The sequence below is a fragment of the Nocardioides sp. S5-5 genome, from assembly GCF_054954065.1.
The window spans coordinates 2017855-2035053 of record NZ_CP199913.1 but is presented as its reverse complement, the minus strand read 5'-3'; the positions used below and the strand labels follow the sequence as shown (position 1 = coordinate 2035053).

Here is a 17199-nt window from a genome sequence, read left to right as displayed (position 1 = left end):
CGGGGGTGGCCAGTTCCCGCCGATCCAGCACCCGTCGCCGCGGCGGCACACGCCAGCAGCGGCCGCTGCCGACGGCCGGGCCGGGCGAGCGGGTGTGGGTGCTCGACGTGCCGTACGGCACGCAGGTCGACGGCGCCACCTGGCACCCGGCCGTCAGAACCCACCTGTACGTCGGCCGCAGGCTCCCCATGCACCTGCGGCCCTACGCACCCGGCCCGCACACCCTCGGCCGGTTCGTCGAGAACGGCCTCAACCCCGACGACCCGACCCCGAACCCCCAGCCGACCGACACCCTCGAGCCCCGCAGGATCCAGTTCGAGGCTGCCGACGCGATCGCGGCCCGTGCCGAAGCGGGCGGACGACAGTTCCTGCTCGCCGACGAGCCCGGTGTCGGCAAGACCATCTCCGCCGTCCTCGGGGCGAGCGCGGTCGGCGACCTGCGCGGCGCGCGACGGGTGCTCGTCGTGGCCGATCGACCGGCCGCGATCACGATCGGCCACTGGTGCCGCACCATCACCGCGCTCGGCGACGGCGGCCTCGAGTGGGTCGTGATCACGTGGGACCGGCTGGACAAGGTCACGGACCACACCTGGGACGTGATCATCGCGGACGAGGCGCACGCACTGCGCCGTACGACGACCAAGCGGTGGAGGCTCTGGGCCCGGATCTCGGGCCACGCCAAGCCGCACGACAAGGCGCCCTTCGTCATCGCGACGACCGCGACGCCCGGACACACGCCGCTGGAGCTGCCCTACCTCGCTCCGGCCTACGCCCAGGTCCTCGGCGAGTCGATGAAGGCCTGGACGACGGCGACCCAGCCCGGCGCCACGTTCGCCGAAGCGCTCGAACGCCACGGCGTCGGGGTGGAGCAGGGACGGTACGGCGCGACGTGGACGACCGATCCGGCGCGGCGCGCCGCCGACCTCAAGCTGGTGCGCGGCTGGCTCGCCGAGGAGCGACCGCCGGCGATGCTGCACCGCGCCGCGCCGTGGGGCCCGGTGCCGATCTCCGGCATGCCGGTGACGCTCACGCCGGCGGAGCGGACGGCGTACGAGGCCGAATGGGGCGAGTTCTGCCGGGAGATGGACATCGCGCGACGCGGCCGCAACGTCGCGAAGGGCCGGGCGGCGCTGCTGCGCTTCCGGCAGAAGGCCGGCCTGATCCGGGTCGACTCGACGGTCGACTGGATCGCCCAGCAGGTCCAGGCCGAGCGACAGGTGGCCTGCTCGGTGGAGTTCGTCGCGACCGCCGCCGACCCGATCGCCGACCGGCTGCGCGACGCGGGCATCGCGGTCGCCACCATCTATGGTCGCGACCGGTTCGACGCCGAGGGCGAGCGGCTCCGGTTCCAGACCGGGGAGGCGAAGGTCTGCGTCTTCACCACGGTCGCCTCGATCAGCCTGCACGCCGGCGAGACGCTCGCCGACGGCCGCCGGGCGAGCACCGAGCCCCGGGTCGGCGTCTTCCACCAGGCCCGGTTCTCGGGCATCGCCGGACGACAGGTCACCGGCCGCACGCACCGCGACCACCAGGTCTCGCCCTGGCACATCGCGTACGCCGAGGGCACCGTCGAGGAGCAGGTCGGCAAGGTGATGGTGGAGCGGATCGCCGCCGCCTCCGACACGGTCGGGAGCGACACCACCGGGCTCGCCGACCTCGCCCAGCTCCTCGGGGCCGACTGGCTGCCGGCCGCGACCCTGACCGAGGACGGCTCCTGACCGGAGCGGCCCCGAGGAGACCCGATGCTCAGAGGGCGGCCGGGTCCACCTCGTTGAACAGCTGGTCGCCGCTGCCGAGCAGGTCGAGCATCGGGCCGACCTTGGGCAGCTCGTGGGTGAGGAAGTAGCGGCCGGCGGCGCGCTTGCCGTCGTAGAAGGCACCGGTCCGCTCGCCCACCGCCACCAGCTGGTCGAGCCAGGTCCAGGCGACGACGAGGTGGCCGGCGGCCTCGAGGCCGGTGGTCGCGTTGACCAGCGCGGCCGACGGGTCGCCGGACTCCCAGGCCGCGGCGACCGCGGTGGCGAGGCCGTCGGCGGCGGCGAGGACCCGCTCGGCGTAGCCCGCGAGCACGGCGTCTCCCGACTCCCGCGCCCGCCCGACGGTCGCGCGGACGGCGTCGAGCAGGACCTGGAGGCCGGTGCCCCGGGCCTGGACCAGCTTGCGGCCGAGCAGGTCGAGGGCCTGGATGCCGTGGGTGCCCTCGTGGATCGGGTTGAGGCGGTTGTCGCGGTAGAGCTGCTCGACGCCGTACTCCCGGGTGTAGCCGTAGCCGCCGTGGACCTGGATGGCGAGGTCGTTGGCGGTCAGGCACCACTGGGAGGGCCAGCTCTTCACGATCGGGGTCAGTACGTCGAGCAGCGCGCCCGCCCGCTCGCGCGCCTCGGTCGAGGGATGCGTGTGCTGCTCGTCGAGGAGCAGCGCGGCGCGCAGGACGAGAGCGAGCCCGCCCTCGACGTAGGACTTCGAGGCGAGCAGCATGCGGCGCACGTCGGCGTGCTCGACGATCGGGACCGGCGGCGCGGCGGGGTCCTTGCCGGCGAGCGGGCGGCCCTGGACCCGCCCGCGGGCGTAGGCGAGGGCGCGGAGGTAGCCGGTGTAGCCGAGGGCGACGGCGCCCGCGCCGACCCCGATCCGGGCCTCGTTCATCATGTGGAACATGACCGCGAGACCGCGGCCCTCCTCGCCGACCAGCTCGCCGACGGCACCGGGCGCGCCTCCCGGCCGGTGCCGGCCCTCTCCGAAGTTGAGGACCGTGTTGACGGTGCCGCGGAAGCCCATCTTGTGGTTCAGGCCGGCCAGCGTGACGTCGTTGCGCTCGCCGCGGGCACCGTCGGCGTCCACGACGTACTTCGGCGTCGCGAACAGCGAGAGTCCCTGCACACCGGGCGGCGCGCCCTCGATCCGGGCGAGCACCAGATGGACGATGTTCTCCCCCAGCTCGTGATCGCCGCCCGAGATCCACATCTTGTTGCCGAACAGCCGGAAAGTCCCGTCGTCCTGACGTACGGCGCGGGTCGCGACGTCGGCCAGCGAGGAGCCGGCCTGCGGCTCGGAGAGGCACATGGTGCCGAACCAGCGCCCGTCCAGCATCGGCGGAACGAACCGCGCGACCTGCTCGGGCGAGGCGTGCGCGAGCAGCAGGTTGGCGTTGGCCATGGTGAGCATCGGGTAGCCCGAGCTCGCCACGTTGGCCGCCTGGAACCAGGCGAAGCAGGCCTGCTGGACCACCCGCGGCAGCTGTCCGCCGCCGACCGACTCGTCCATCGCCGCCGACACCAGCCCGGCCTCGGCGAAGGCGCGCACCGCGGCGCCCACCTCGGGGATGATCGTGACCGTCTCGCCGTCGAACCGCGGCTCCTGGGCGTCGCTGAGCGCGTTGTGGGGCGCGAAGTGCTCCGCTGCCAGCTCGGCGGACAGGTCCAGCACCGCGTCGAAGGTGTCGCGGCTGTGCTCGGCGTACCGCTCCCGCGCGCACAGCGCCGCCACGTCGAGCCACTCGTGGAGCAGGAAGGCGAGGTCGCGGCGGGCCAGCAGCAGGTCGGGGTTCACCCACCCAGTCTCTACCCGATCCTGGTGAGGCCGGCCACCGTCCACCCGGCCTAGCGTCGAGACGTGGCCCGCCTCCTCACCCGCGTGCTCGACGGCATCCTCGTCGGGCTGGTGGTGAGCCTCCTGCTCCACCTCCCGCATCTCGCGGCCGGCACCGTCCCGCCGGCCGGCGCAGCCGCGCCGACCACCGCCGGCACGCCCTACGCCTGGGGCGGGAACGCCTTCGGCGAGCTCGGCGACGGCACCACCACCCCGCACCGCACGGCCGGCGCCGTGCCCGGCCTCACCGACATCGTCGACGTCCACACCGGCCGCGAGCACGCCGTCGCGCTGCGCTCCGACGGGACGGTGCTCACCTGGGGCAGCAACCAGATGGGGCAGCTGGGCAGCACGACCACGGGCGGCAACCGCGCCGCGCCCGCGCCGGTCGCGGGGCTGAGCGGCGTCACCATGGTGTCGACCGGTCACTACCACTCGCTGGCGCTGCGCTCCGACGGCTCGGTCTGGACGTGGGGCTACAACCACGCCGGACAGCTCGGCGACGGCACCACCACGACCCGCAACCGGCCGGTCCGGGTGAGCGGCACCCGGACCTACGCGTACGTCGCCGCCGGTCGCGACATGAGCTACGCCGTCGCGACCGACGGCACGGTGTGGGCCTGGGGGCTCAACGGCGACGGCCAGCTCGGCGACGGTACGACGACCAACCGCTCCACGCCCGTGCGGGTCGGGAGCCTCACCGGCGTCACCGCCGTCGCCGGCGGCCGGGATCACGGCCTGGCGCTGCGCACCGACGGCAGCGTGTGGGCGTGGGGCTGGAACGCCTACGGCCAGGTCGGCGACGGCACCCTGGTCGACCGCCCGGCCCCGGTCCAGGTGACCACGGGCGCCGCCGCGGTCGCCGCCGGCGCCCACCACTCCTACGCGCTGGGCTCCGACGGCCGGGTCCTGGCGTGGGGCCGCAACTACCGCAACGAGCTCGGCGACGGCACCTCGACCCAGCGGACCCGTCCCGTCACGGTCCTCGGCGTGAGCGGCGCGGTCGCGATCGGGTCGGGCCGCGACCACGGCCTGGCCGCCCTCGCCGACGGGACCGTGCGCGCGTGGGGCCACAACTCCTCGGGCCAGCTCGGCGACGGCACCACGACGAGCCGGTCGTCGGCCGTCACGGTCCTCGGCGTGAGCGGCGCACGCCGGGTCAGCGGCGGCGCGGAGCTCTCCGTCGCCCTCTCCGCCCCGGCCGGTCCGCCGGGCAACCGGCCGCCGACCGCGCACGCCGGCGGCAGCTGCGACCTGCTCTCCTGCACGTTCTCCGCCGCGGGGTCCGCCGATCCCGACGGCACCCTCACCTCCTACGCCTGGGACTTCGGCGACGGCACCACCGGGACGGGAGCATCGCCGACGCACGACTACGCCCGCGCGGGCAGCTACCCCGTCACGCTGACCGTGACCGACGACGCGGGCGCGAGCGACGACGACACCGTCACGGTGACCGCCACGGACCCGCCGACGGGCGGCAGCGTCGAGCTCCGGGCGGCGACGGGCGTGAGCCGCAACGCGGCCGGGGCGACGGTCGTCGTACCGGCGGCCGTGCGGGCGGGCGACGTGCTCGTCCTGCTCGTCGCCACCAACCGGCTGGCCACCACGACCACGCCGGCCGGCTGGGCCCTGGCGGGCACGCTCACCGACGACGGCCTGCGCTCGTGGGTGTTCACCCGGGCCGCCGCGGCCGGCACCGCGGGCTCCAGCGTGACGGTCGGCCTCGACGCGACGAGCAAGGTCGACGTCGCCCTGCTGGCCTACGACGGCGCGAGTGTCACGGCCGTGGCCTCCCGCGCCGAGACGAGCACCGGCACCGGCCACCTGGCGCCGGCGGCGTCGGTCACCGTGCCCGGGTCACGGGTGCTCCACCACTGGGTCACCAAGGTGAACTCCGCCGCGACCTGGTCGGTGCCCACCGACGTGACGGTGCGCCGGACCGCGACGAGCAGCGGCAGCGGTCAGGTGTGCAGCCTGACCGCCGACGGCGGTCCGGCCACCCCCGGCGTCTGGCCCGCGCACACCGCCACGGCCAGCGCGGCCTCCGGCAAGGCGATCGCCTGGACGATCGTGATCGCTCCCGACTGAGACAGCGCTCACCCGGACGCCGGACGCAGCACCGGCATCCCCGCCAGCGGGGCGCCTGCCACGGTCACGACCCCGACCATCCGAGCCGACGACCCGAGCAGCGTCGCGCCGTGGTCGGTGCGCAGCGCCGAGCGCCCGAACTGGATCTCGAGCACGCCGATCTTCAGCCGACCGCCCTCGCGCACCAGCGCCACCTCCCCGCGGCGCGGGCGCCGGTCGGTCGAGACCAGCAGCTCGGTCCCGGCCGGCCAGCCGTGGGAGGCGAGCGCGTCGTTGCGCAGCCGGATCCGGACGTCCTCGCCGTCCGCGCCGGCCTTCGCCGCCGGGCGGGCTCGAGCCACGGGCGGCTCCGGCGGGGGCAGGTCGAGCGGCAGGCACTCCTGGGCCGCCGCCACACCAGCTCGGACCGAACGCATGTTCGAAGCGTACCGGAAGGCCTAGCCACTAGATGAGCAACGCCAAGGGGTCGTGCGTTGAGCGCCGCTCGGCGCCGCGTCGGCAAGGCGTCGGCGCGAGGGCATGCCGGGCGCACGTCGAGCGTCGGCAACGCAGCCGACGTGGATGCTGGGTGGGGCTCGGCGTGCGAGAGCTTGGAGTTACTCATCTAGGGTCGGGGACGATCGCCATGAACCCCATCCCGGACCGCCCCCGCAGACTGCTGCTCGCCGTCGACGCACCGTCGCTGCTGCACCGCAACCACCACGCGCGCGCCCACACCCGGCACCGCGACCGCGGCGGGCGGCCGGCGTGGGCGCTGCACGGCATGCTGCGCCAGATCATCGAGTCGATCGACCAGTTCGCGCCGGACGCGGTGATCTTCGGGCTCGACGACCGGGTGGCGTCGGACCGCCGCGACGCCTATCCCGACTACAAGGCGGGCCGGGCCGAGAAGGACCCCGACCTGGTCGACCAGCTGGACCGGGCCGGGGCGCTGCTCGACGCGCTCGGCCTGGCCACGCTCACCCCGCCCGGCCTGGAGGCCGACGACGTCAACGCGTCGGCCGCGACCTGGGCCGGCGAGAACGGCTGGGACTGCGTGATCATCACCTCCGACCGCGACTCGTTCGCCCACATCAGCGAGCACACCCGGGTGCTGCGGCTGATCAACGGCGGGATCAACGGCTCTCCCCTGCTCACCTCGGCCCACCTGCGCTCGATGTACGGCGTGCCGGCGGAGCGCTACCTGGAGTTCGCCGCGGTGCGGGGCGATGCCAGCGACAACCTGCCCGGGGTGCCCGGGATCGGCGAGAAGACCGCCGCCTACCTGCTCTCCCACATCGGCTCGATGCGCGAGATCTGGGCCGACATCGAGCACGACGAGGGCCGCTCGGTCGTCGCGGCGCTGGACGCGTGGGCCGAGGAGACCGGCGCGCGGCGTACCGGCGCGACGGTGCTCAAGCGGCTCTCGGCGCCGGGCGCGCGCGACACCTACGAGTTCAACCTGCGGATGATGGCCGGGCGCACCGACCTCGACCTGGGCCTGACCCCCGACGTCCCGGGTACGCCGGGCCTGCTCCCCCTCGACATCGCCCGGGTCGAGCGCGTGGTCGGCCACCTCGACATGGAGGCGACCACGGCACTCGCGCTGCGGGTGCTCACGGGCGACCCGGCGTCGGTGCCGCGCGGCTGAGACGCTGGCGAGGTGACCGACGCCCAGGACGCCCCGGTCCAGGGCCTCACCGGGCGCGGTGCGGATCAGGGCAGGTACAGGGTCGCCCGGACCGGGTTGTGGTCGGAGGCCATCGGGGTGGCGTAGCGACCGCCCGCCAGGACCGCGATGTTCTCCCAGCTCGGCACGGTGATGCCCGGCGAGACGAAGATCCGGTCGACGTGGGTCGGCCAGGTCGTCGAGCGCGGCGGGTCGGCCTTGAAGGCGTGCGCGGAGTTGAGGTACGGGTAGGTCAGGTGGGCGGCGACGTCGACCGAGTCGGCGTACCCGGCACCCTCCATGACCAGGCGCGGGGTGTCGGTCTGGCCGCGGCGGTCCAGGCCGCGGTGGGAGTTGAAGTCGCCGAGCAGGATCGTCGGCACCCCCGGGAACGCGCCGTTGACCCGGCCGAGCACGTAGGCGGTCTCCTGCTGGCGGGTGCCGTCGGACTTGCCGTCGCGCAGGTGGACCGCGGCGACCGCGACCTGCTTGCCGGTCGCCCGGTGCTGGACCAGCGCGTGGCAGAACCCGTGGTTGCGGTCGCCGAACCTGGTGAAGCGGGTGCCCTTGCTGTTGTGCTTCGGGTCGACGACGGCGTACGCGCTGGAGCGGACGTAGGCGGTCTGGCTGAACAGCTTGCGCTTCTTGCTCTTCTGGGTCTGGCAGGCCAGCGTGTAGCCGCGCTTCTTCATGACCTTGCCGATCCAGCGCTTCTTCTTGCCGTACTTGTGGGCGAGGTGGCCCTCGACGAACACCATGATGTCGGCGTTCATCCGGTCGATGTCGGCGACGACCTTCTTCTGCCGCTTCTTCCACTTCCAGCCGCCGTTGCAGTTCTTCTTCGATCCGCAGGCGACGTTGAACGTGGCCGCGGTGGTCGCCAGCGCGGTCGGCACGACGGCGCGGGACATCGGCGGCGTCACCTTGCAGGCCCGCGGACTGCCCGCGCCACCGGCGTTGGTCATCAGCGCGAAGCAGTACGTCGTGCCGGGGGCCAGGCCCGGCACGGCGGTGCGCGTGCCGGAGACCGCCCGGTAGACCATCTGGCCCGCCAGGATCGGCTCGCCCTCACCCTTCAGCGCGTAGACGTCGTAGGCCGACGCGCCGGGCGCGGCGTCCCAGTCGAGGGTGATCGTCACGGTGCCGTCGGGCTGCACCGCCTGCCCGGAGACCCAGGGAGCGCTCGGGCGGGCGGCGGCGCCCGCGGGCGAGAGCGCGGACAGCACGCCGAGCGCGACGGCGAGAACGGTCAGGAGGCAGAGCAGACGACGCATGGGCTCTACTTTCTCGCAAAGGGACGCCACATGCAGGTCGATCCCCAAAATGGGTGATGACATACCGGTCGGATCGGGATCCGGGACCGGCAGCTCACCAGGGCGAGGGCTCGTAGTCCTTCACGAAGCAGCCGTACAGGTCCTCCCCCGCCTCGCCACGCACGATCGGGTCGTAGACCCGGGCCGCGCCGTCGACCAGGTCGAGCGGCGCGTGCCAGCCCTCGGCGGCGATCCGCAGCTTCTCGTGGTGCGGTCGCTCGTCGGTGATCCAGCCGGTGTCGACGGCCGTCATCAGGATCCGGTCGGTCTCGAACATCTCGCCCGACGAGGTGCGGGTCATCATGTTGAGCGCGGCCTTGGCCATGTTGGTGTGCGGGTGCCCGGCGCCCTTGTAGCGACGGGAGAACTGGCCCTCCATCGCCGAGACGTTGACGATGTACGCGCGGCGGGCGCCGTTCTGGACGGCGGCCCGCAGCGCCGGGCGCAGCCGGGAGTTGATCAGGAAGGGCGCGATCGAGTTGCAGAACTGCACCTCGAGCAGCTCCAACGGGTCGACCTCGTCGAGCACCTGGGTCCAGGAGTTGTTGTCCTGGATGTCGGGGATCAGCCCGCCGGCGTCGATCGCGGTGCCGGCCAGGTGCTGCTCGAGCGAGGCGCCGCCGGCCTTCAGCGCGAGCGCGGTCATCGAGGCGGCATTGTGGGCCGCCAGCGCCGCCTCGGCCGACTCCCCCTCGTGGTGGGCGACGGCGTGGTCGGCCAGGGCGCCGGCGATCGCCGCCGGGTGCGCCTCGGAGATCCGGTCGAAGGCCACCATCTCGGGCAGCTCGATCCCGGTGGGCAGCGGCGCCAGCTCGCCCTCGGTGAGGTGCGTGTAGGCGCCCGGCAGGCGTCGTACGGTCTGGCACGCGTTGTTGATGATGATGTCGAGCGGGCCGTCCGCGGCGACGTCGTCGGTCAGCGCGATGACCTGGGTGGGGTCGCGCAGGTCGATGCCGACGACCTTGAGCCGGTGCAGCCACTCGGCGGAGTCCTCCATCGCGGCGAACCGGCGGACGGCGTCCTTCGGGAACCGGGTGGTGATCGTGGTGTGCGCGCCGTCGCGGAGCAGGCGCAGCGCGATGTACATGCCGATCTTGGCGCGACCACCCGTGAGCAGCGCGCGCTTGCCGGTGAGGTCGGTGCGCTGGTCGCGCTTGGCGTGGCTCATCGCGGCGCAGCGCGGGCACAGCCAGTGGTAGAACGCGTCGACCAGGGTGAAGTCCTCCTTGCAGATGTAGCACCCACGCGCGGTGAGCAGCTCACCGGCGAACGCGCCCTGCGCGGTGGAGACCAGCGGGATGCCGGCGGTCTCGTCGTCGATCCGCATCGGCGAGCCGGTCGCCGTCCTCTCGATGACGTCCTGGTCGTGACGCTGCCGCTCCAGCCGGATCTCGGCGCGCCGCTGCTTCTTGATCAGCTTGTACATGTACGACGCCGCCCGCTTCATGGTGCGCACGTCCTCGTGCTCGGGGTCGAGCAGCGGGACCTGACGGAGGACCTTGAGGGTGATCGCGAGCTCGTCCGGGTCGATCCCGGTCAGCCGCTCGGCGGAGTCGGGGCGAGGCACCGCCCGATGGTACGGGGACCGGCCGCCGGATGCCGTATGCTCGCCCCACGCCATGACCGGCGTCACAACTGAACATCGCGCCGTTCGAACCCCGGCGGGAGAGTCCCAGTCCCACGAGGACGGGCGCCGAAGGAGCAAATCTCCCCAAGAATCTCTCAGGCCCCCTGACCGCCGGGACGAGGCGAACTCTGGAAAGACGGACCGGACCCACCGGCCCGCACCCACGGTGCAAGCCGCCCGACGGGCGGTGAAGCTCTCAGGTAGCGATGACAGAGCGGGGAGGCAGCCCAGCCACGCGCGCGGCACACGCCGTGCGCTCCACGAGGAAGCCTCCCGATGACCACACCTTCCGTGACCCCACGGCTCACTCCGCTCCACGACGTCCATATCGCCCTCGGCGCGTCGTTCACCGACTTCGCGGGCTGGCAGATGCCGGTCCGCTACGGCTCGGAGAGCGTCGAGCACCGCGCCGTGCGGACGACGGCCGGGCTGTTCGACCTCACCCACATGGGCGAGATCGAGCTGACCGGCCCCGGCGCGGGCAACGCGCTGGACCACGCGCTGGTCGGCCGGCCGTCCGCGATCGGCGTGGGCCGGGCGCGCTACTCGATGATCTGCGCCGAGGACGGCGGGATCATCGACGACCTCGTCGTCTACCGGCTCGCCGAGGAGCACTACCTCGTCGTCGCGAACGCCGGCAACGTCGCGGTCGTCGCCCCCGAGCTGGTCGCCCGCGCCGGGGGGTACGACGTCACGGTCCGGGACACGTCGGCGCACTGGGCGCTGCTGGCGGTCCAGGGCCCCGCGTCCGCGGAGATCCTGTCCGGGCTGACCGAGCTCGACGTGCCGTCGCTGAGGTACTACGCGATCGACGCCGGCACGGTCGCCGGCATCGACGTGCTGCTCGCCCGCACCGGCTACACCGGCGAGGACGGCTTCGAGGTCTACTGCAAGCCGGGTGACGCCGCCGCCGTCTGGGAGGCGCTCAGCACGGCCGGCGAGGCACACGGCCTGGTCCCCGCCGGACTCGCCTGCCGCGACACGCTGCGCCTCGAGGCCGGGATGCCGCTCTACGGCCACGAGCTCGACCGGGCCACCACGCCGTACGAGGCCGGTCTGGGCCGGGTCGTCGTCCTCGACAAGCCCGAGGGCTTCGTCGGCCAGGCAGCGCTCGCGAAGCGCAAGGCGGAGGGCCCCCAACGGGTCCTCGTCGGCCTGGCCGCCACCGGTCGCCGCTCCCCGCGCGCCGGCTACCCGGTCCTCGACCCGGCCGGCGGTGCCGAGGTCGGCGTCATCACCAGCGGGTCGCCCTCCCCCACGCTGGAGAGGCCGATCGCGATGGCCTACGTGCCGGTCGCCCTGTCGGCGGTCGGCACCCGACTCCAGGTGTCGCTGCGCGGCACCCTCGAGGACGCCGACGTCGTCGAGCTCCCCTTCTACACCCGCAGCCGCTGAGCAGGAGAACCCCATGAGCAACCCCACCCACCTCCGGTACACCGCCGAGCACGAGTGGATCGCCGTCGACGGCGACACCGCCAAGGTCGGCGTGACCGCCTATGCCGCGGACGCCCTCGGCGACGTCGTGTACGTCGACCTGCCCGCCGTCGGCACCGCCGTCACCGCCGGCGAGTCCTGCGGCGAGCTCGAGTCGACCAAGTCGGTCAGCGACCTGTACGCCCCGGTCACCGGCGAGGTGGTCGAGGTCAACGACGCCGTCGACGCCGACCCGAGCCTGGTCAACAGCGACCCGTTCGGCCAGGGCTGGCTGTTCGTCGTCAAGGTGACCGCGACCGGCGAGCTGATGGACGCGGCGGCCTACGACTCCCTGATCGCCTCGACGTGACAGCGGGGTCCATGCGGGCGGCTGTACCGTCGAATCATGGAACGCAGGAGCGAGTGACCCGATGGCGCTGAGCGTCTTCGACCTCTACTCCATCGGCATCGGGCCGTCGTCGTCCCACACGGTCGGCCCGATGCGGGCGGCGCGCACCTTCGCCACCGGCCTCGCGGTCGACGGGGAGCTGCCGCGGGTCGCGCGGGTGCGGGCGGAGCTGTTCGGCTCGCTCGGCGCGACCGGGCACGGCCACGGCTCGGTCAAGGCCGTGATCCTCGGGCTCGAGGGTGACGACCCGGCGACCACCGACACCGCGACGTACGACGCCCGGGTGGCCGCGATCCTCGAGCACGAGCAGCTCCGGATCGCCGGCGAGCGGGCCGTCCGCTTCGAGGCCGACGACGTCGTCATGCACCGCCGCCAGTCGCTGCCCGCGCACCCGAACGGCATGGTGTTCACGGCGTACGACGCCGAGGGCGCCGAGCTGCGCGCTCGCACCTACTACTCGGTGGGCGGCGGCTTCGTGGTCGACGAGACCCAGGTCGGCGCGGACCGGGTGGTCGTGGACGACACGGTGCTGCCGCACCCGTTCACGACCGGCGGCGAGCTGCTCGCCGTGTGCCGCGAGGCCGAGATGAGCGTCTCCGACGTGATGCTCGCCAACGAGCTGACCTGGCGCACCGAGGCCGAGGTGCGGACCGGGCTGCTGGAGATCTGGCGGGTGATGGCCGCCTGCATCGAGGAGGGCTGCCACCGCGAGGGCGTCCTCCCGGGCGGCCTCAAGGTCCCCCGTCGCGCACCCGAGCTGCATGCGAAGCTCTGCGCGGCCGGCAGTCAGGATCCGCTCGACGTCATCGACTGGGTCAACCTGTTCGCGCTCGCGGTCAACGAGCAGAACGCCTCCGGCGGCCGGATCGTGACCGCGCCCACCAACGGCGCCGCCGGCATCGTGCCCGCGGTGCTGCAGTACTGGGTGCGCTTCGTCGCCAGGGACCTGACGCCCGAGCAGGTCGACGACGGCATCGTCCGGTTCCTGCTGACCGGCGCCGCGATCGGCATCCTGGCCAAGATGAACGCCTCCATCTCCGGCGCGGAGGTCGGCTGCCAGGGCGAGGTCGGCTCGGCCTGCGCGATGGCCGCCGGCGCCCTGTGCGAGGTCCTCGGCGGCTCCCCCGAGCAGGTCGAGAACGCCGCCGAGATCGGCATCGAGCACAACCTCGGTCTCACCTGCGACCCGGTCGGCGGGCTGGTCCAGATCCCCTGCATCGAGCGCAACGCCATCGCCTCGGTCAAGGCGATCAACGCCGCCCGGCTCGCCATCCACGGCTCCGGAGCCCACAAGGTCAGCCTCGACAAGGCTCTCAAGACGATGCGCGAGACGGGGCGCGACATGAAGACGAAGTACAAGGAGACCTCACGCGGCGGCCTGGCCGTCAACGTGATCGAATGCTGACTGCTTGGGTCGTCGTCCCTCCTGCCGATGTGCCCCGTGAGAGCCGTCGACGAGAGGGGAGCACGAGCCGTGGCACGACGCGTCTCCAAGGCCATGCTGCCCGGGCCCGGGTTCGCGGTGGCGTACGCGCTGGCCATCCTCGCCGGGCGGGCGACCCGGGTGGAGGGCAGCGAGGTGTCGCTCGTGTGGCCCGCCGCCGCGGTCGCCGTGCTCTGGGGGCTGCACGCATCCGGCCTCCCACGGGTGCCGGCGGCCCTCCACTGGACCGGGCTCGCCGCACTCACCTTCGGCGTCAACCTGACGACCGGCGCCGCGGCTGACCTGTCGGCCTGGTTCGTGCTGGTCAACGTCGCGCTGGCCGCGGTCACGGCCGCCGTCCTGCGGTACGGCGACCGCCCGGTCCGGCTGCGGGAGCCGGCCGACCTCGGCCGGCTGGTCGGGGCGATCGTGGCCGGCACCCTGGTGGCGGCGGCGCTGGCCGTGCTCTGGTTCGCCGCCGAGGGCCAAGACGACCTGCTGCGCACGTTCGCGCTGTTCGCGGTCCGCAACGGCGTGACCGCACTGGCCGGGGTGGCGGTGGTGCTGCGGTTGCGCGACGCCCGATGGCGGCCGCCGGCGCTGACGCTGACCCGGGTGGCCGAGACGCTCGCGTGCGCCGCGCTGGTCTGCGTCGTGTTCGCCCGGGTGTTCTGGCTCAACCCCGGCCACCCCAACGCCTTCGGGGTGATGCTGCCCGCGATGTGGGTCTCGCTGCGGTTCTCGACCACGACGAGCACGGTCTTCCTGACCGGCGCGGGCGCCACGATCATGGGCGCCACGCTGCTCGACCGCGGCGCACTGCAGGACATGGCGCCGCAGGAGCAGGCGCTGCTGGCGCAGGGCATGGTCGGCGCGCTCGCCGTGGTCGTGCTGACGCTCGCGCTGTTCCGCGACTCGCGCAACGAGCTGATCGCCGAGCTGCGGGACCTGGCCCTGCGCGACCCGCTGACCGGCCTGGCCAACCGGGCTCTGCTCAACCAGCGCCTCGAGGAGCTGCTGCGCCAGGAGCCGCCCGAGACGGTGGGCGTGCTGCTGCTCGACCTCGACGGCTTCAAGTCGGTCAACGACGCGTGGGGCCACGAGGAGGGCGACCTGCTGCTGGTCGAGATCGCCGGCCGGCTCACCGACGTGACCCGGCCCGGCGACACGGTGGCGCGGCTCGGCGGCGACGAGTTCGTCGTGCTCTGCCCCGGGTTGGGCGACCCGGCGGAGCTGGAGCTGTGCGCCGAGCGGATCCGCCGGCGGGTGGCACTGCCCTACGGTCAGGCCGCGGACGCGCCGTACGACCGGATCACGGCGAGCGTCGGCGCCGTCGTCTCGGAGCGCACCAGCACGCCGCGCTCGCTGCTGGCCGCCGCCGACCGGGCGATGTACGACGCCAAGCCGGCCGGGCGGGGGCTCAGCGACCGGGGAGCACCGGCCGCGCGATGGCCGGCAGGGCCTCGCGCGGCAGCAGGCGCGCCTGCTCGTGGCTGAGCCGGCGGTTGCGTGGCCGGCGTGTCTACCGCCGGGCCACGACCGACGGCACCCGGCCGCGACGCCCCAGGGCAAGAGTTGGTCATCTAGGTACGCGACAGCGCCCGGGCCACCATCTCCAGCGAGCCGGCGGGGACGCCGGGGCTGTACAGGTAGCCCTGCACCTCGTCGCACCCCCGCTCCCGCAGGTACCGCTCCTGGGCGGGGGTCTCGACGCCCTCGGCGACCACGGTCATGCCGAGGGCGTGGGCCATCACGATGATGGCGTCGACGATGGCGGCGTTCTCGGCGGTGCTGATCTCCTGGACGAACGAGCGGTCGATCTTGAGCTTGTCGATGGGGAACCGGGTCAGGTAGGCGAGGCTGCTGTAGCCGCAGCCGAAGTCGTCGACCACGATCGACACGCCGAGCGAGCGCAGCGACTCCAGCATCGCGACCACGTCGCCGTGGTCCTCGATGAGCAGGCCCTCGGTGATCTCGACCTCGAGCTGGGAGGGCTGGATGCCGGCGAGCTCGATGGCCGTCGCGATGTCGTCGAGCCAGGCCCGTCCCCGCAGCTGGCGAGGCGAGACGTTGACGGCGAGCCGCAGCGGGCGGCCGAGCTGCTCTTGGACCCGGGCGAGCGAGGAGCAGGCGGTGGCGAGCACCCAGCCGCCGAGCTGGGCGATCATGCCGCCGTCCTCGGCGACCGGGATGAACCGGTCCGGCGGGACCGGACCGAGGGTCGGGCTGGTCCAGCGGGCCAGCGCCTCGACGCCGACGACCTCGCCGGTGAGGAGGTCCACCTGGGGCTGGTAGACCAGCGAGAGCTCGTCGTGGTCGAGTGCCTGGCGCAGCGCCGCGGACAACGCGAGCCGGTCGTTGTTCTCCGCCAGCATCGCCGGCTCGAACCAGCGGATCTCGTTGCGGCCGGCCGCCTTGGCCTGGTACATCGCGATGTCGACGTTCTTCAGCAGCGTCCCGGGGTCACGGCCGTCGGCGGGGCAGCGCGTCCCGCCGACGCTGGCCGTGACCGCGAGCTCGTAGCCGTGGAGCACGACGGGCGCGAGCACGTCGGCCATCAGGTCCGCCAGGCGCCGGTCCAGGTCGGTGCCGGGGACCAGGTCCTCCAACACGATCACGAACTCGTCGCCCCCCAGTCGGGCGACGAGGTCGTGGGACCGGGTCCAGGCCAGCAGCCGCTCGGCTACGACGATCAGCAGCTCGTCACCGATGTGGTGCCCCAGCGAGTCGTTGATCCGCTTGAACTGGTCGAGGTCGATGAGCACCAGCGCCAGCTCGGTGGTGCCGCACTCGGCCCGCTCCAGCGCCTGGTCGAGGTGGCGGACCAGCAGCGAGCGGTTCGGGAGGTTGGTGAGGCTGTCGTGGGTGACGATGTGCTCGATCCGCTCGCGCGCCTCGATCCGGTGGGTGATGTCGTGGGCCACGACGAGGAAGCCGCCCGGGGCGCCGTCCTCCGGGGCGAGCGGCACGATCCACTCGTGGACCGGCACCGGCGTGCCGTCCTTGCGCCGGTAGGTCCACTCCGCCTCGTCACCCAGCGCGTGGGCCAGCACCGGCGTGCCATCGGGGTAGAGCTGGCGCCGGGCGCCGTCGATCCGGACCAGCGAGCACCCGATCAGCTCGTCCTGGGGCCAGCCCACCAGGTCGGCCGCGGCCGGGTTGGCGGTGCGGATCCGCCCGCTCGCGTCGGTCGCGATGATGCTGAACGGCATGGTGTCGAGCATGGAGCGCAGCAGCACGTCCTCCCGCTCCGCGACGAGCACCTCCTGACCGCGCCGACGCTCGGTGATGTCGATGATCGAGGCGAGGACGTAGCGCTCCTCCCCCATGCTCATCGGGTTGAGGCCGATCTCGACCGGCATCTCGGTGCCGTCGCGGCGCAGGCCGAAGAGCTCGCGGCCCACGCCCATCGCACGCCGGTCCGGGCGCACGGCGTACGACGCTCGCTCGTGGCCGTGCCGCGCCCGGAACCGCTCGGGCATCAGGTCCTCGACCCCGAGCCGGAGCAGCTCGTCGCGGGAGTAGCCGAAGGCCCGCTCGGCCTCGGAGTTGACCAGGACGATCCGCCCGCGCGCGTCGACGAGCACCATCGCGCTCGGCGCCGCCTCGATGATGAGCCGGAGCCGCTCGTCGTCGGTCACGTCGCGGAGCATGCCCGTGTCTTCGGCCCGGGACCGGACGATCAGAGTG

Annotated in this window: 12 protein-coding genes and 2 riboswitches; of the genes, 7 read left to right on the top strand and 5 right to left on the bottom strand. The window is 73.3% G+C overall.

What is annotated here, in order from left to right; translation table 11 throughout:
- Positions 1 to 5 precede the first annotated feature (5 nt).
- Positions 6 to 1718: a DEAD/DEAH box helicase gene (locus ACUP6Y_RS09565; RefSeq protein WP_462555682.1), complete on the top strand. Its 1713-nt coding sequence runs from the start codon at positions 6 to 8 to the stop codon at positions 1716 to 1718.
- Between the two features lie 28 nt (positions 1719 to 1746).
- Here ACUP6Y_RS09565 and ACUP6Y_RS09560 read toward each other — a convergent pair whose 3' ends face one another.
- Complete coding sequence (locus ACUP6Y_RS09560; protein ID WP_462555680.1) at positions 1747 to 3549, bottom strand: acyl-CoA dehydrogenase; 1803 nt, start codon at positions 3547 to 3549, stop codon at positions 1747 to 1749.
- A 63-nt stretch (positions 3550 to 3612) separates the two neighbouring features.
- On the opposite strand from ACUP6Y_RS09560, the gene ACUP6Y_RS09555 reads away from it, so the two are divergent.
- The gene (locus ACUP6Y_RS09555) at positions 3613 to 5676 is read left to right on the top strand and encodes an RCC1 domain-containing protein (RefSeq protein ID WP_462555678.1); all 2064 of its coding nucleotides are present in this window, start codon (positions 3613 to 3615) and stop codon (positions 5674 to 5676) included.
- Between the two features lie 8 nt (positions 5677 to 5684).
- Here ACUP6Y_RS09555 and ACUP6Y_RS09550 read toward each other — a convergent pair whose 3' ends face one another.
- Positions 5685 to 6092, bottom strand: a complete 408-nt coding sequence (locus tag ACUP6Y_RS09550; protein ID WP_462555676.1) for a hypothetical protein — start codon at positions 6090 to 6092, stop codon at positions 5685 to 5687.
- 209 nt (positions 6093 to 6301) lie between these two features.
- Between ACUP6Y_RS09550 and ACUP6Y_RS09545 the strand changes: the two genes are divergently transcribed.
- A complete protein-coding gene (locus ACUP6Y_RS09545) occupies positions 6302 to 7306 on the top strand; it encodes a 5'-3' exonuclease (RefSeq protein ID WP_462555674.1) in 1005 nt (334 codons plus the stop codon).
- 65 nt (positions 7307 to 7371) lie between these two features.
- Here the strand turns inward: ACUP6Y_RS09545 and ACUP6Y_RS09540 are convergent, their stop codons facing one another.
- Together ACUP6Y_RS09540 and ACUP6Y_RS09535 are read right to left on the bottom strand one after the other, a co-directional pair.
- On the bottom strand, positions 7372 to 8598 hold the full coding sequence (locus tag ACUP6Y_RS09540) for an endonuclease/exonuclease/phosphatase family protein (RefSeq protein ID WP_462555672.1): 1227 nt from the start codon (positions 8596 to 8598) through the stop codon (positions 7372 to 7374).
- 94 nt (positions 8599 to 8692) lie between these two features.
- Complete coding sequence (locus tag ACUP6Y_RS09535) at positions 8693 to 10204, bottom strand: SDR family NAD(P)-dependent oxidoreductase (protein ID WP_462555669.1); 1512 nt, start codon at positions 10202 to 10204, stop codon at positions 8693 to 8695.
- 85 nt (positions 10205 to 10289) lie between these two features.
- A riboswitch (glycine riboswitch) is annotated at positions 10290 to 10385 on the top strand.
- Positions 10386 to 10487: riboswitch (glycine riboswitch) on the top strand. It begins immediately after the preceding riboswitch.
- 53 nt (positions 10488 to 10540) lie between these two features.
- On the opposite strand from ACUP6Y_RS09535, the gene gcvT reads away from it, so the two are divergent.
- From gcvT to ACUP6Y_RS09515, 4 genes are all read left to right on the top strand, one after another.
- Positions 10541 to 11659, top strand: coding sequence for a glycine cleavage system aminomethyltransferase GcvT (gene gcvT / locus ACUP6Y_RS09530; protein ID WP_462555666.1), 1119 nt, complete (start codon positions 10541 to 10543; stop codon positions 11657 to 11659).
- 13 nt (positions 11660 to 11672) lie between these two features.
- On the top strand, positions 11673 to 12047 hold the full coding sequence (gcvH, locus tag ACUP6Y_RS09525; protein ID WP_462555664.1) for a glycine cleavage system protein GcvH: 375 nt from the start codon (positions 11673 to 11675) through the stop codon (positions 12045 to 12047).
- 61 nt (positions 12048 to 12108) lie between these two features.
- Positions 12109 to 13491, top strand: coding sequence for an L-serine ammonia-lyase (locus ACUP6Y_RS09520; RefSeq protein ID WP_462555661.1), 1383 nt, complete (start codon positions 12109 to 12111; stop codon positions 13489 to 13491).
- A gap of 69 nt (positions 13492 to 13560) precedes the next feature.
- Positions 13561 to 15006, top strand: coding sequence for a diguanylate cyclase domain-containing protein (locus ACUP6Y_RS09515; protein WP_462555657.1), 1446 nt, complete (start codon positions 13561 to 13563; stop codon positions 15004 to 15006).
- A gap of 86 nt (positions 15007 to 15092) precedes the next feature.
- Here ACUP6Y_RS09515 and ACUP6Y_RS09510 read toward each other — a convergent pair whose 3' ends face one another.
- Positions 15093 to 17150: a putative bifunctional diguanylate cyclase/phosphodiesterase gene (locus tag ACUP6Y_RS09510; protein ID WP_462555654.1), complete on the bottom strand. Its 2058-nt coding sequence runs from the start codon at positions 17148 to 17150 to the stop codon at positions 15093 to 15095.
- Positions 17151 to 17199: the final 49 nt, after the last annotated feature.

Excerpts from the sequence above, each read along its gene's own strand:
- ACUP6Y_RS09550 (WP_462555676.1), bottom strand. The coding sequence starts at position 6,092 with ATGCGTTCGGTCCGAGCTGGTGTGGCGGCGGCCCAGGAGTGCCTGCCG.
- ACUP6Y_RS09545 (WP_462555674.1), top strand. The coding sequence starts at position 6,302 with ATGAACCCCATCCCGGACCGCCCCCGCAGACTGCTGCTCGCCGTCGAC.
- ACUP6Y_RS09540 (WP_462555672.1), bottom strand. The coding sequence starts at position 8,598 with ATGCGTCGTCTGCTCTGCCTCCTGACCGTTCTCGCCGTCGCGCTCGGC.
- gcvT (WP_462555666.1), top strand. The coding sequence starts at position 10,541 with ATGACCACACCTTCCGTGACCCCACGGCTCACTCCGCTCCACGACGTC.
- gcvH (WP_462555664.1), top strand. The coding sequence starts at position 11,673 with ATGAGCAACCCCACCCACCTCCGGTACACCGCCGAGCACGAGTGGATC.
- ACUP6Y_RS09520 (WP_462555661.1), top strand. The coding sequence starts at position 12,109 with ATGGCGCTGAGCGTCTTCGACCTCTACTCCATCGGCATCGGGCCGTCG.